Source organism: Caldalkalibacillus mannanilyticus JCM 10596 (assembly GCF_000615945.1).
Lineage (GTDB): Bacteria > Bacillota > Bacilli > Caldalkalibacillales > JCM-10596 > Bacillus_AT > Bacillus_AT mannanilyticus.
The window spans coordinates 1-14,551 of the sequence record NZ_BAMO01000008.1 but is presented as its reverse complement, the minus strand read 5'-3'; the positions used below and the strand labels follow the sequence as shown (position 1 = coordinate 14,551).

11 protein-coding genes and 2 pseudogenes are annotated in these 14,551 nt (G+C 38.3%); 3 read left to right on the top strand and 10 right to left on the bottom strand.

Features of this window, described 5'->3' with window-relative positions; translation table 11 throughout:
- The first annotated feature begins 196 nt into the window (after positions 1-196).
- Complete coding sequence (locus JCM10596_RS06410) at positions 197-742, top strand: hemerythrin domain-containing protein (RefSeq protein ID WP_025026399.1); 546 nt, start codon at positions 197-199, stop codon at positions 740-742.
- A gap of 74 nt (positions 743-816) precedes the next feature.
- Here JCM10596_RS06410 and JCM10596_RS06405 read toward each other — a convergent pair whose 3' ends face one another.
- From JCM10596_RS06405 to JCM10596_RS06365, 9 genes and pseudogenes are all read right to left on the bottom strand, one after another.
- Positions 817-1,848: a Gfo/Idh/MocA family protein gene (locus JCM10596_RS06405; RefSeq protein WP_025026398.1), complete on the bottom strand. Its 1,032-nt coding sequence runs from the start codon at positions 1,846-1,848 to the stop codon at positions 817-819.
- Between the two features lie 2 nt (positions 1,849-1,850).
- Positions 1,851-2,588, bottom strand: a complete 738-nt coding sequence (locus JCM10596_RS06400) for a ThuA domain-containing protein (protein WP_025026397.1) — start codon at positions 2,586-2,588, stop codon at positions 1,851-1,853.
- A gap of 93 nt (positions 2,589-2,681) precedes the next feature.
- Positions 2,682-3,710 (bottom strand): LacI family DNA-binding transcriptional regulator, encoded by a 1,029-nt coding sequence (locus JCM10596_RS06395; protein ID WP_025026396.1) that lies wholly within the window; start codon positions 3,708-3,710, stop codon positions 2,682-2,684.
- A 76-nt stretch (positions 3,711-3,786) separates the two neighbouring features.
- Entirely contained in the window at positions 3,787-4,836 is a 1,050-nt protein-coding gene (locus tag JCM10596_RS06390; RefSeq protein WP_034680702.1) for an NAD(P)-dependent alcohol dehydrogenase, read from the bottom strand.
- 55 nt (positions 4,837-4,891) lie between these two features.
- The gene (locus JCM10596_RS06385) at positions 4,892-5,710 is read right to left on the bottom strand and encodes a carbohydrate ABC transporter permease (protein ID WP_025026394.1); all 819 of its coding nucleotides are present in this window, start codon (positions 5,708-5,710) and stop codon (positions 4,892-4,894) included.
- Positions 5,711-5,722: 12 nt separating this feature from the next.
- Positions 5,723-7,053 (bottom strand): annotated as a pseudogene (locus JCM10596_RS24230) (carbohydrate ABC transporter permease).
- Positions 7,054-7,117: 64 nt separating this feature from the next.
- The gene (locus JCM10596_RS06375; protein ID WP_025026393.1) at positions 7,118-8,413 is read right to left on the bottom strand and encodes an ABC transporter substrate-binding protein; all 1,296 of its coding nucleotides are present in this window, start codon (positions 8,411-8,413) and stop codon (positions 7,118-7,120) included.
- Between the two features lie 417 nt (positions 8,414-8,830).
- A complete protein-coding gene (locus JCM10596_RS06370; protein WP_025026392.1) occupies positions 8,831-9,169 on the bottom strand; it encodes a zinc ribbon domain-containing protein YjdM in 339 nt (112 codons plus the stop codon).
- On the bottom strand, positions 9,162-9,374 hold the full coding sequence (locus JCM10596_RS06365; protein ID WP_025026391.1) for a hypothetical protein: 213 nt from the start codon (positions 9,372-9,374) through the stop codon (positions 9,162-9,164). The genes JCM10596_RS06370 and JCM10596_RS06365 overlap by 8 nt, the downstream gene beginning before the upstream one ends.
- A gap of 438 nt (positions 9,375-9,812) precedes the next feature.
- On the opposite strand from JCM10596_RS06365, the pseudogene JCM10596_RS24225 reads away from it, so the two are divergent.
- Both JCM10596_RS24225 and JCM10596_RS31250 read left to right on the top strand, forming a co-directional pair.
- A pseudogene (locus tag JCM10596_RS24225) lies at positions 9,813-10,980 on the top strand (IS256 family transposase).
- A gap of 314 nt (positions 10,981-11,294) precedes the next feature.
- Positions 11,295-11,459 carry a transposase gene (locus JCM10596_RS31250; RefSeq protein ID WP_159102326.1) on the top strand — a complete coding sequence of 55 codons (165 nt, stop codon included), beginning with the start codon at positions 11,295-11,297 and terminating at the stop codon, positions 11,457-11,459.
- Between the two features lie 617 nt (positions 11,460-12,076).
- Here JCM10596_RS31250 and JCM10596_RS06350 read toward each other — a convergent pair.
- A complete protein-coding gene (locus JCM10596_RS06350) occupies positions 12,077-14,491 on the bottom strand; it encodes an ABC transporter permease (RefSeq protein WP_148302523.1) in 2,415 nt (804 codons plus the stop codon).
- Positions 14,492-14,551 lie beyond the last annotated feature (60 nt).

Sequence of the window (14,551 nt, the reverse complement as noted above, 5' to 3'; positions counted from 1 at the left end):
TTCTTATTCTTATCGTAAAGGAATCGCGCTTTTTTGGTTATCGGGGAACTTCCCTATCCTCCTTCGTAAAAACCCTTATTTTAGAACGGAAGCCCTTCCATTTACCACAATGTGACAAAAATCACAGCTTTCAGGAAGGTTATTCCATTACTATGAAGATAACTAGCCAAATGGAGTAAAGAAAGGAGGACATCCTATGGGAAACGAAAATCTTTTAGAGAATCAGGAGAGAAGAGAGGAAGACACTCAGTGGAAGGAGAAGTCTTGTTCAGAACTGATTGATCATATCGTAAGTAAGCATCATGAGTATTTACACACTGAACTTCCTGCATTAAGTCCCTATGTCAGCAAAATTCATCATGTACATGGGGCAGTACATGTAGAGCTTTTTCATGTTCAGACCCTCTTTCAGCAAATCAAGTCAGAGCTGGAGCAGCATTCTCTAATAGAAGAAACGGAAGTATTCCCAATCATAAAAGCATGGGAAAGGACCCCTTCAGCTACCAACGCAGAAAAGCTTTCTCAGCTCTTAGCTGAACTGGAAAATGATCACGAAAACGTCGGACTACTGTTAAGGGAGTTGCGAAGTGTGACTAGGGATTTTTCCCTACCTCCTAATGCTTGCATGACTTATCGAATGACGTATCAACGATTAGAAGAGCTGGAAGCAGATTTGCTCGAACATATTCATCTAGAAACTGATATCTTATTTCCAAAAGCGATCGCAGAATTGAGCAGGTAAACACAAAAAAGTCCTTACCATAGGAAACAGATCACCTCTGCTTCCCACAGGTAAGGACTTTGAAATTGATGTGGTTATTGTTGCACTCTGATAATCCTCTTCGTGTCCTTTGATTCAAGAGCAGATAAAACCACTTGAAGAGACTTCATTCCTTCTTCTCCTGATACAGGAGGTTCTGTGTTGTGAACAATACAAGAAACAAATTGATCGATGGTATGGGAGTTGTTTTGTCCACCCGACTCATTGGTTTGAATACCACCTAGCTCGTATTTAACAACCTCTCCATTCTTATATTGAACAATCAGGGAATACGTAGGGTCATCCTCGAGGCGAAGAATGGCATTTTCACCGTAAATCAGGGTTGAGTTATCTTCACTTGATACATAAGACCAGCTTGCAGCTAAGGTTCCGATGATTCCACTTTCGGTTTTTAGAATACATACGGCTGTGTCATCTACATCAGCAAATTCCTTCGCACTCGTTTCTACAAAAGCTCCTACTTCAACAAACTCTTCACCAAGTACAAATCTTAGTAAATCAGTCTTATGAACTCCTAAATCTCCCATAGCTCCGATGAAGGCTTCTTCTTTCTTAAAGAACCAGCTTTCCTTGCCATCTGCACTCCATCCCTCAGGTCCACCATGCCCAAAGGCTGTACGGAAGCTATAGATTTTTCCTAACTCCCCATTTTCAATCATCTTTCTGGCTTTTTGATGGGAAGAAACAAAGCGTTGATTATGAGCAATCATAAGCTTCTTGTTGTTTTTTTTCGCTGTTGCAATCATTTCTTCTGCATCTTTTCGCGAAGTAGCCATTGGTTTTTCACATAGAACATGCTTACCAGCCTCAAGTGCTGCAATCGAAACAGGAGCGTGCAAATAATTAGGGGTACACACACTAACAGCATCAATTTCAGGATTTGCCAGCAACTCTTGATACTTTGTATAGAATTTCGCCTTGTATTCCTCCGCAAAAAAACGAGCACGTTCCTCTACAATATCGCACACAGCGATAATTTCTACTTCTTGATGATTGGCATATTCGGGAAGATGACGATGTTTGGCAATACTCCCGCAGCCAATCACTCCAACTTTAAGCTTGCTCATGTTCATTTCCTCCTACTACCCTTATTTTTTGGTTTAATTTCTTCTAGCGGTTTGGCATTGCCATAGACAGGCATTGGGCGCTCGGTTGGCATTGCCCAGTACACCGCATTTTTGATCACACGTTGAACACCCTCGTGATAATATGTTGGATAGGTTTCATGTCCTGGTCTGAAATAGAATATTTTCCCTTTCCCGCGTTGGTACGTGCAAGCACTTCTAAATACTTCGCCACCTTCGAACCAGCTGACCATAATCAATTGGTCTGGAGCAGGAATATCAAAATGCTCTCCATACATCTCTTCTTTTTCAAGCTCAATATACTCCCCTACTCCTGCTACAATAGGGTGACTTGGATCTACTACCCACAGACGCTCTTTTTCATCTGCTTCACGCCATTTAAGATCACACGTTGTTCCCATTAGCTTTTTGAATATCTTCGAAAAGTGTCCAGAGTGCAGAACGATCAGTCCCATTCCTTCTAAAACACGTTGATGAACCTTTTCAACAATTTCATCTTTCACTTCACCGTGTGCCAAATGTCCCCACCATAGAAGAACATCTGTATTATTTAGGACTTCATCCGTTAACCCGTGATCTGGTTCATCTAGTGTTGCGGTCTTAACCTCAAACTCTTGATTTAAAACGCTTGCCAGTTGTCCATGAATTCCTTCCGGATAAATCTTTTTTACTTCGGGATTTTTCTGCTCATGTCTATTCTCGTTCCAAATGGTTACGTTCATAAGGTGCACTCCCTTTGCCATTGTAGTATTTTGAGGTAGTTTAACCGGTTAACATTTATTATATACAGTCAGATAGAAAAAATATTATTTTATCTATCTGACTTTTTTTGTTGAATTTCTGACAACCAACTCAACATCTAGCTCCATCTTCTTTGGTTTAACGATTCGTTTTTCGATAATGTCTATTAATAAGTCCGTCGCTACTTGCCCTTTATACACAATATTCTGCTTTACTGTGGTTAAACTAGGGACAATATATTGACTTGCACTGATATCATCGAAACCAACGATTGAGTAGTCTTCTGGCACACGCTTTTGATGTTGATGAAGAGAACTAATCATTCCTATCGCCAAGATATCGGAGATACTAAAAATCGCCGTAATCTTTTCCTGGCTCTTTAAAATCTTCTCTCCAATCTTAAAACCGTTTTCAAAAGAATGGTCTTTGACTTCAAAAATCAGTTGATCATTCAGTGAGATCCCCGCTTCCTGCAAGGCTCTGCGATACCCCTCAAAGCGTCTTTTATCTACTGGACTCTCGTTATTTGTACCAACAAAAGCAATATGACGATGACCTAACTGAATTAGATGTTGAACAGCCAAGTATCCACCTAATTCATCCTTAATATTTACATTAGGATAGATATCGGTATACTCTTCATAGGTGTCAATCAAGACAGTAGGTACATCTATATTTTTCATTTCGGTATATAGACTTTCGGGAAAGAGTCCCAGGAATAAAAGTCCATCTAAGTTCCGTTTTTGTACCCAATTTCTATATTCTTCAATCTTCCCTATTCCCGAGATAAGAATATCAAAGTTATTTTGCCTAGCAACCAGTTCAATACCACTGAGCATCTCGTTATAGTACGTATTTTCTTTCATAACAGAGATTAAGGACTCGTTGATTAAGGGCAAAATAATTCCAATTAACATGGATCTTTTTTTCGATAAGCTAATGGCGGTAAAATCAGGCGAATAATTTAGTTCTTTGATGGCTTGAAGGACTTTTTCCTTTGTTTCTTCTGATACTTTCTTCACATCATTCAATACATAAGAAACGGTTGCTTTAGAAACACCTGCATATTCTGCTACATCACGCATTGTTGTTTTTTTGCTCATAATGCCCCCTGTTAACCGATTAACTCTCAACAATATTATAGGCTAGTTACAATTTTCTGTCAATGAAATACTGTGGTTACCTGTGGGGATAAATCATCACTTTTATGCTTCGGTCTTTTTGTGTTCTCGTACATTCAACAGCTTTTTTAATTTCATCGAGCGAATAGCTTTGCGTAATGACTCGCGTAATATCAATGTTGGATCTACTTAGCGCCTGAATGGCTGCTGGATACGTGTTGGCATAGCGAAACACGCCATAAATATCAATTTCAGCATCAATTAAATAAGGCACATGAACGGGAATTTGCTCTTCTATGGGAAGACCAATAAGTACAACCCTTCCCCCTCGATTTACCATCGTCATCGTTTCGGAAATCACTCTGCTGTTTCCCGATGTTTCGATAACGACATCGACGCCTTCTCCTTTCGTCTGCAAATGAATTCCCTCTTTAAGATCCTCTTTAAGCGGATTAAAAACAGCTGTAGCCCCAAGCTCAAGCGCTTTTTCTAGTCTAAAAGGCTCCACATCACTTGCATAGATTTCAGTTACTCCATAAAGCTTTGCCGCTTGGATCGTTAGCAGTCCAATCGGTCCCAATCCAGTAATTAGCAGACGATCACTTGGGGTCACTCTCCCACGATTCATGGCGTGCAAGCCAACCGATAAGGGTTCTAAAAGAGCTCCTTCTTCAAAACTCATTTCCTCTGGCAGTTTGAAAAGAAAGTCACTGCGAATCGTTACATACTCGGACCAAGCTCCATCCACGGGAGGAGTTGCCATAAATGAAACATCAGGGCAGAGATTGTACCGGCCTGATTTGCAATATTTGCATTGTCCACAAGTAACCCCTGGCTCAATCGCTACCCGATCACCCACTTCTACATTTTTCACTTCAGCTCCTATACGAACAACGGTCCCTGCCACCTCATGTCCTAAAACAATAGGCTCTTGGACCACATATCTCCCAATTTTTCCATGCTCATAATAATGCACATCAGAACCACAGATTCCGATACAATGTACCTTAATCAAAGCTTCATTAGGTCTAGGTTCTGGTATGGATATTTTTTTAACCTCTATAGAAAAAGGCTGATCTAAGATGGCTGCCTTCATTACATTTGTCATGCTTATCATCTCCTTATTCTCTATTCTTGCACAATTCTTCTGTTTCATGCTCAATCTATTCTTTCACCGAACCTGCTGTTAAACCTGATACAATTCGCTTCTGAAAGAGAAGAACAACCAGAACAATAGGCAGTGTGACGATAACTGTAGCGGCACTAATATCACCCCAAGGGATGCTAAACTGGCTCTGATACATGGAAATCCCCACAGGAACCGTTCGGGCAGCATCTGCCGTATTAATGGTAAAAGCAAACAAATACTCATTCCAAGCACCAATAAAAACAAGGATTGCTGTAGTGAATATCGCTGGTGCTGCCAATGGAAGGATAATTTTTCGGTACGTTTGGAAGGGTGACGCTCCATCTAACTTAGCCGCTTCCTCTAATTCATAAGGAATCTTATTAAAAAATGTGGATAAAATCCAGATGGCAATAGGTAAACTAAACGTAATATAAGGGATGACCAATCCCGTATAGGTATTACGCAAGCCAAGTCCAGTAATAAAGTTATAGATTGGAGAAATAATCGCGATTTGCGGGAACATAGATGCTGCAAGTATGACGCCAAAAATCACTCCTTTTCCACGTATGGGCAGTCTTGTTAAGGCATAGGCAGATAAGGATGCTAACGTAATCGAAAGAATGGTGGTTAATGTAGCTACCATAAAGCTGTTTTTCATATAGGTTAATAAGGGTCTACTTGTTAATGCTGCCTCATAGGACCCTAATGAAGGATTCTTCGTAAACCACGAAAATGATGTAATTTCTCCTGGCGGTTTGATTGAGGTGAGAAACACCCAAATGAACGGAAACATCACAATAAAAACAAAAGCAGCTAAGGCAACATAGAAACTAATCCCTGCTTTTTTACTCATTTAGTGCACCTCCTAGTGTCTTGTTCTTCCAGCAAAAAGCTCAGAACCGATAAATCGAATATATAAAAAGCTGATCAAAGCCACACACAGAAACACAATGACGGATAACACAGAGCCTGCCCCGAAATTCTGTTGTGAAAATAACGTTTTGTAAGCATAAATAGATATGGACTCTGTCGCGTTAGCAGGACCTCCCCCTGTTAAGACGAAGATCAGATCAAAAACTCGGAAAGCATCCAAGCTTCTAAACAAAAGAGCGATAAGAATAGCTGACTTCAACAAAGGCAATGTAATCCGAAAGAATTGTTGAGTTCGACTAGCTCCGTCAACCTGAGCAGCTTCGTAAAGAGAATGAGGAATACTTTGTAATCCTGCTAACAACAAAAGCGCCATAAATGGCGTGGTTTTCCAGACATCTGCAAATATAATAGAAAACAATCCCCCTGCTGCGTCGATAGCAATACACTAGCGTCTGAAATGAATCCTACTTGATGAAAATAGTGAGCTACGATTCCAGTTTGTCCATCATAGAGATATCTCCACATCATTGCAGATACAGCTGTGGGTATTGCCCAGGGAATCAAGACAGAAACTCGAACCAAGCTGCGCCCAATAAAAGCTCGATGGATCAATAGAGCTATAAATAGACCAAGAATAAGTTCAAAAAATACGGAAACAACAGTAAATATCAGCGTGTTCCATAAGGATCTCCACATCCTGTCATCCTGAAGGTATCGCTGATAATTTGCCAGCCCAATAAAGTTGGAGGATAAGATCGAATCTTCTAAGCGGACAAGCTCTTCCGCAGTTTCAATAAAGCTACTAGCTACCTCTTCATCTTTGCTATGTTCAGCTAACTGCCTAAATTCTTCTTCCGTTGTAAGTAAGAAAGCCATATACTCCTCACTCAGTTGATTCTCTATCTTGGCATATTTTAAATCACGATCTCTTACAGGTTGCAGCGCTTGTATAATCTCCTGTACTTTTTCATAGCGTTCCGTTACATTCGGCTCTTGCCGTAACTGCTCATGTAACCCGTGGAGGGATTGAATGAACGATTCTATCAATACTTCATGTTCCCCTTCTACAGTCCCCTTCAAGTTTTCTACTGATTTTTGCAGATAATAATGAGTGTCTATATACCGCTCTAGATCGACATTAGCACTGATCATTTTTTGTGAACGATTAGGATCATTTAACCTATAATCAAATAGACTATTATAGAAGGATTGCGCAACTGGCCATAAAGCAATAAAAACGATAAGTAGAATAGATGGAAGAACCATCATATAGCCGAGTTGTTTTTCATTCAATCGAAAATACCTATTATTATTTCTCTCCATGAAGATTCTCCTTATTTCGTTAGTGAAAAAGAGAGAAGAGAACCTCTTCTCCCTACTCATATCATCATTCTGCTAAGGCGTTTTCCATCTTCTCCTGCATGTTTTTTGTCGCTTCTTCAGCGCTAATCCGTCCAGCCAGAGCTCTTGAAAGCTCAATTTGCATAATATCAGAAATACGAGGGTAAATAGGGGTCACTGGACGTGGTACAGCATTTTGAAGTGTTGCGACAAACTCCTCGTTAGCAAATAATGTGGCTACACTTTTTACTTCTTCATCTTCATATAGCTCTGGTAATGTAGGCGCTAGTCCACCTATTAGTGCTGAGATCTTCTGCCCTTCTGGACTACTGACAAATTTAACAAACTCCCACGCCTCTTCTGGATGCTTGGAATATCGATTAATCATAGTAACCCAACCACCTAATGTGGCTGCCGAGCCCGCATCTCCAGCAGGGAGTAAGGCAAAACCTACTTTATCTACCACCTTAGAGCCTTCTGGATTAGCTGCCATTGATTGCATATACGTCCAATTCCTTGCAAAGACAGCCTTCCCTTCAATAAAGGCATTCTCCGTTTCTGTTTCTTTAAAGCTAAAAATGTCACTAGGAACAATGAAGGAGTTAGCAATTTCTATCATTTTTTCAATTCCTTTAATCGTTTCGGGACTGTTGACAACCACTTTGCCATCTTCATCAATCACCTTACCACCATAAGATTCAATAAATTCAATCGCGTTGCAGATCAGCCCTTCATACTGATTGGCTTGCATCACATAACCAAATTCAGTTTCTTCTTGCCCTTGATGCGCTTGAGCTAGGGCAATTAATTCATCCCATGTACTAGGAGGATGCTCAACGATATCTTTTCTGTAGTACAGTAATCCCGCGTCTGTAAGCATAGGAAGCGCCCAAACCCGATTTTTGAATGTGACAGCTTCAACCGTTCCAGGGAAGAACGTATTCAAGTCCACCCCATCTCTCTCAATGAAACGATCCAGTTCCAAAGCATAGTTCGCTTGGGCAAATTCTGCCGGCCAAATAATATCGGCACTGAAGATATCGATTTCAGTACCCTGAGCACTAAATGTCGTTACATAATGGTCATGCTGTGCTCCCGTATCATTAGGCATCTCTAAATACTCGACTTGAATATGGGGATGTTTCTCATTAAATGCTTTAATGAGTGCGTCTACTGTACCCGTTGTGTCTGCTCCCCGAGCATAAGTGAGCGTAATGACTTCCTTATTCTCCTCGTTATTTCCTACAGGTTCTGCAACACTATCCACATTGTTTGATGTACAGCCCGCTAGCAATAAAGCCAAGGCGATCAGTGCTACTGTTACTTTTCTACCTATTTTCATTTCATAGACCCCCTATTTTGTAATCAACTCTTGTCCACCATCTGCACTTTAACTCGTGTGGTTCATGCTGTATCCACTTCTTATGGAGCATACCCACGCACTCTAACCGGTTAACCTTCTACATCTTATTTTACTTATATAGAACATTTGTAGATTAAATCGTATATATTGAACGCATTGCTCTAAATAGGACCACTGTAATCATTTTCATTTTAACCGGTTAACTTTATAAACTTTAAAGTCTCATTTTTCTTTTCATCTTTTCTATACTTTTTTGCTTGCATTGTTACATTTGTCCCACCTCCTTTAAGCGTTTTCATTTATATATTTTTAACCGGTTAACTGATCAAGCTATAAAATAGTATAAGATAGTTTAAATTTTCTGTCAATAATGTGAGGAAAGAAAAATATCTGAATTTATGCCTTCTTAACAAATTGAGATTTCAATTTCATCTCACCAAAACCATCTATTTTACACTCTATATCATGATCTCCATCCACTAAGCGTATGTTCTTTACTTTTGTGCCTATCTTAATAACAGATGAACTTCCTTTTACTTTAAGGTCTTTGATAACCGTTACAGAATCACCGTCACTCAGGACATGTCCATTTGCGTCTTTGATTACCTTTGTTTCTTCGTTTGTCGTTTCTACTTCCATGTTCCACTCATGAGCACATTCTGGACAAACAAATAAGTTTCCATCTTCATATGTATAGGTCGACTGACATTGTGGACAATTAGGTACATTAATCATTAAGTGATTTCCCCCGCTCATTATTATTTATTCTATGTAAGATTTCTCCAACACCTATAGAAATAAGTCCATTTGTAATTCCAAATATAGAAATAATGATCATCATTCCATCTGTTCCTTCTGAAAAGAACGTCATAACCAAAGCTACTACACTAAAAAAGACAACCAGGCATCCACACAAATACAAGATAGCAGAAAACTTCATTCTCTTCTCCTGACTTTCATTGAATTTTCCATCTACTCACCTTTCTTCACGTTCACCATTATGATTTTACTATAGGATTGGGAATTGATCAAAAATACCATAAGTATATAATTGCTATCCAAACAGTGATACATGTAAATAAATGTATCCATTTATGTTGTAATCCTTTAATTAATTGAAAGAGTAGGAATTGGTAAAACACAAATGAAAGAGCAATGACTACGATTATATTATCTCCATTCGGCCTATGAAAAAAACCAATAGCTGTAATGGTAATTACAGTTGCTAAAATAAACGGGATAATGCTAAATAGATTTAAAATATAGTAGATAATTAGTTTGATGACGTAAAATATTTTGTGTAAAGTCTTTAAAACATAGAAAAAGTAGGGTATCCTCGGAATTGTCGACATTCCATAAAGAGAGGAGAACCCTACCTATGTCATCAAGTATAAACAATTCCGACCACCTATATCAACTGGATAATATTTTAAAAGACTTTATCAAAGAAAAACTAGAAATACTCATGAAAGAAGAACTAAATAACTTTCTTCAGGTCGAAAGACCTGATCTTCAAGACAGCAAAAATGGCTATTACCAACGCTCACTAGACACACATTATGGGAAAGTAGAAAACCTAGCGGTTCCTCGTGATCGTATGGGTGAGTTTCAAACCCAGCTTTTCGAGCCATATAAACGACGTGATGGTTGGCTTGAAGAAGCTATCATTAAGATGTATCAAAGTGACATGAGCACAAGTGAAATCGGAAATTTTGTTGAGAGAATCTTAGGCTCTACATACTCCCCCACCACGATTAGTAACATTACAGATGTTGCTTTAGAAGATATTCACAAATGGCATCAAAGGGCACTAAACAAGAGATATTCAGTCCTTTATCTAGACGGAATGTATATTAAGCTCCGTCGCGATGTCGTTGGTAAAGAAGTTATTTACTTTGCTCTTGGTGTTACTGAAGATGGATACCGTGAGATCCTTGGTTTCTATGTCGGTGGTCAAGAAAGTGCTCTAGGTTGGCGTGAAATGCTACAGGATTTATACACCAGAGGTGTTCAAGAAGTTTTACTTGGGGGTTTCGATGGTCTACCTGATCTAGAAGAAGCTTTTAAATCAGTCTATCCTAAAGCAGATGTCCAACGTTGTGTTATCCATAAGGTACGGAATACGTTAAACCATGTACGTAAAAAGGATCAATTTGAAATTGCTGAAGATCTCAAGGCAGTGTATAAATCCTTTACCAAGGAAGCTGCATATTCTCAATTCGAATCTTTTAAAGGTAAATGGTCCAAGAAATATCCAAAAGAAATTCAATCTTGGGAAAAAGGATCTACCTGTGCTGTTAACTTTTTTGGATTACCCCTCAGCCATACGTAGGGTCATTTATACGACCAACTGGATTGAGAGATCTATTAAGGATATACGCAAACGACTAAGACCGATGAATAGCCTTCCTGATGTTAGTGCAGCTGAAAAGATTGTATATTTAACGATTCAGGATATGAATTCTAAATGGTCTACTAGAAAGCTTAGAGGGTTTGCTAGTGCATATCATAAGCTTCATCACCCATCCTATATTGTAAAAAATTAGAAAAACCCGTCAAGTTCGGCTACGCCCTCGCTTTTACCTCGCCCTTGACTGAACTCTTCTGACATTTTTTATATGGTAATTAGGGTTGATGAAAGTTAAAAACTAAACAAGCAATTCCGAAGCTACGGGCTTACACAAAATTCTTGACGGTACCTTGCTATCCAAACAATAATGCATGTGAATGCATGTAAATACATATATCTACTAATTTCTCATTCCTTACCGAACCTATATGCAAGAAAAACTCGCAAATATTAAACGGACATTAAAAATACAAAAAACAGGGTCTATCATGAACAATAGAATTATTTTATTTGCCCGAATGGAATGAAAATACGTTTAAAAAATATCAAAACAAGAAGAACCAATCTGGTTATGAGCACAGTTTCAAAATATACGAATGTGAGGATTGTACAGATTGCCCACTAAACGCAAAGTGTATAAAGAAAGGCAAAAGGAAATCTTCAAATTCGACATAGTCCATATCCAAATTGGGGTTGCCGCGTTGGTCCACAACATACTGAAAGTAGCAGGTATCCGACAGCTACTTTCAAAGAAGAACCGAAAAATACAAAAGCAAGTGGAGAAAGACAGTTCGTTTTTCTCCACTTGCTTTATTTTAAGGACTTAATGGACAGCCACGTTTAACCGTTGTTATTATTTCCCTTTACATGACAGAAACAATTTCACCAACTTGTTGAAAAAACCTTTACAACTTCTGAATATCCCTTTATATTCCCAAAATTAGTTTTTCCATACTACAAAGTCAACATCATTGCTCACAGCTCTCCAAGTTGAACCACTTCCAACTTGTTTCCAGCGTCTTAACCAATCTCTTTTTTCAACAGAAAACCTGTGATTTCCACTCTTGGGTAAGCATCCATATATAAGAATTTACCATGATCGACTTCCTCTATTGCAGAAAATGAGGAAGGAAATGATCCACTTATGCTTACCGAAATTTTAAGTTCACTGCATTCAGGCTTTATATCACATAGAACTCTGCTTCTTGCCATTCTTTCGTAAGATGTTCCTATACTCGGGCCATTGGTAATTACGATTTTTTGAACTACTCCTCACCAGTATAAATTCGATATTACTCCACTTTCAAAGTTGCATTAGGATCTAACCTAATCAACCATAGTGCTGGAAACAGAGAAACAAACAATCCCACAAAAGGACTTATTATTATTGGAACCAAAAACCAGAGCAGAAAGCTATAAGATATTGGGCTTTCTAGAATGGCTATCAGTTGACATCCAAGAATGATACCAGCAGTGATACCAATAATCGTTCCCGCAAATGTAAGAATTCCCCCCTCCATTAGTAGCAGCCTCAAAATCTGACGGTTAGGACTTCCAAGAACACGCATGATTGAAAACTCCGTGACTCTTTCACGTATACTAGCAGCCATATTATTAGATAAACCTAATAGGACAATCAACACTAAAACAGCAATTGCAGAACAAAGAATCAAGATTCTTTGGAACACTTGATTAAATACTTTACTCATTTCTTCTACCCGATCATAAATAATAATGTTTGATGCTTCAGGATGTTGTTGTATTAAATATACTTGTTCTTTCAGTTTTTCCTGATCGTAGTTTGAATCAAATTTTAGATGAATCGAGTGAAGCGCATCTACATTAAATACTCTCTCAATCGTAGATATGTCGGTAAAAATCCATTGTGAGGACTTAGAGTATAATGGGAACTCTTCTACGATAGCAGTAACCTCTAAACGTGTACTTTCACTCTCCAAAAATACTGGTGATAGTTCAATTTCATCACCAATTCCATACCCGAACTTTTCGGCATCTTCTCTACTTATAATAACCCCACCATTGAAAACCTTGTTCATATCACCCTCTATTGCCGTAATAGGAAAATGCTCGAGTAATGTTTTCAGATCAACTCCAACAACCGTCATCCCTAGAGTTATAGATATATCGCTAGCTTCTCTTTTATGCTCTACTTCACTCAAATTTTTAATCATTGCCATTACATATGAACTGATTGGAAGTGGACTTACCCCTTCCAGATCATGAATAGACTCAAGTATACTTCCAGAAAAACCACCTTTATTTCCTTCTACGGTTGTTATGAGCATTTCAAAAGGAAATTCTTGCTCTAAATCTTTATTTAAATTAAAGTATACGGTTAATAGTAAAATGACTCCATTTATAGCTACTATGGATGCTAACATAAGCACCCCAACAATTTTTACATTTCGCTTTACATGCTTAAGAACATAAAGTTTTGCTATCCATCCATCTGTTTTCCAAACTCTTTGTAAAATAGTACTAAGCATTTTAATGATAAGCACTAAAAGATGACGAATACCAAAGAAAAACAAGGTAAATAAAACAACAATCATGGACACAGTTAACCAAGTTTGTTGCAAATAATAATGCGTTAAGGAGGAAACTACAATGAAAAACGTTAATAGTATCGGATACCAAAAAGGGATGTGTGTGTTCTGTGTAGCTATGCTTGCTTTAGACATTTGTAAGGCTTCCAAAGGTAAGACTTTACTTGCCAAATAGGAAGGAAACATACCCGCAATGATTGTAACTACAATTCCTAATACACCACTGAGAAGTAACATATTCCAAGGGACAATCATGGCAGTGGCTTCTAAACCAAGGAACAGTGAAATTGGACCTTTAAACAAATAAGTAATTCCTAACGACATGATCATTCCCATTACAGAACCACAAACTCCAATGAATAACGATTCAAACATAACCATTCTACTAATTTGTTTCTTAAAAGCACCTATTAATCGTATGACAGCATATTCCTTTTGACGCTCATGAACCGAAATTTGTAGCGTACTTACCACAATAAACAGACTAGAAAAAATTGTGATTGCTGATAGAACTTGAATCATTGGCTTCATTCCGCCTAAGCTTTCTAATTCCATGTCTTTTTCAATTTGTAAATTTTCCTCTATATCTGGAAAACGATACTTGATTTGTGTGTGAATCTCTTCTTTAGATACCCCTTTATCTATGGATAGCATTAATGCGGTAGCTTGATCTGGGTTCTTCGTTATCTCCTGTAACCAGTCAATATGAAATAAAGCCCTCTCGTTTCTCATTCTTTCGATATCCACTAGCTCACCGGAAACACGCACCTCGTGAATCCCATAGGAAGGGAAATCCATGCGGATCGTTGAACCTATATCGATATTATTTCTTATCATGTATTTTTTAGAAAGTGCAACTTCTCCATTTTTAGGAAATGTTCCTTTAGCAAGCCTGTAATGTTCAAATTCTTGAGAGAGTGGAACGTCTCTCATTCCAATATACATAGGATAAGTTTCCATATCTAGCATTCTATCTCCTATGTATGGGAACAATATAGGGGCACTTTCTTTTACCCCTGATAGATGGCTAATATACTCCACATCGCTTTCACTCAATGTTTTATCAATTGTTTCATAACCCACAATTAAATCATAAGCTCCAAAGTTTTCATCTGCTGACTTTCGAACAGAATATTCCATTGTTTCATATGTAATAAACAGAAAAGACAATTAAAAAACGGAATAAGGCAAACACCAAAA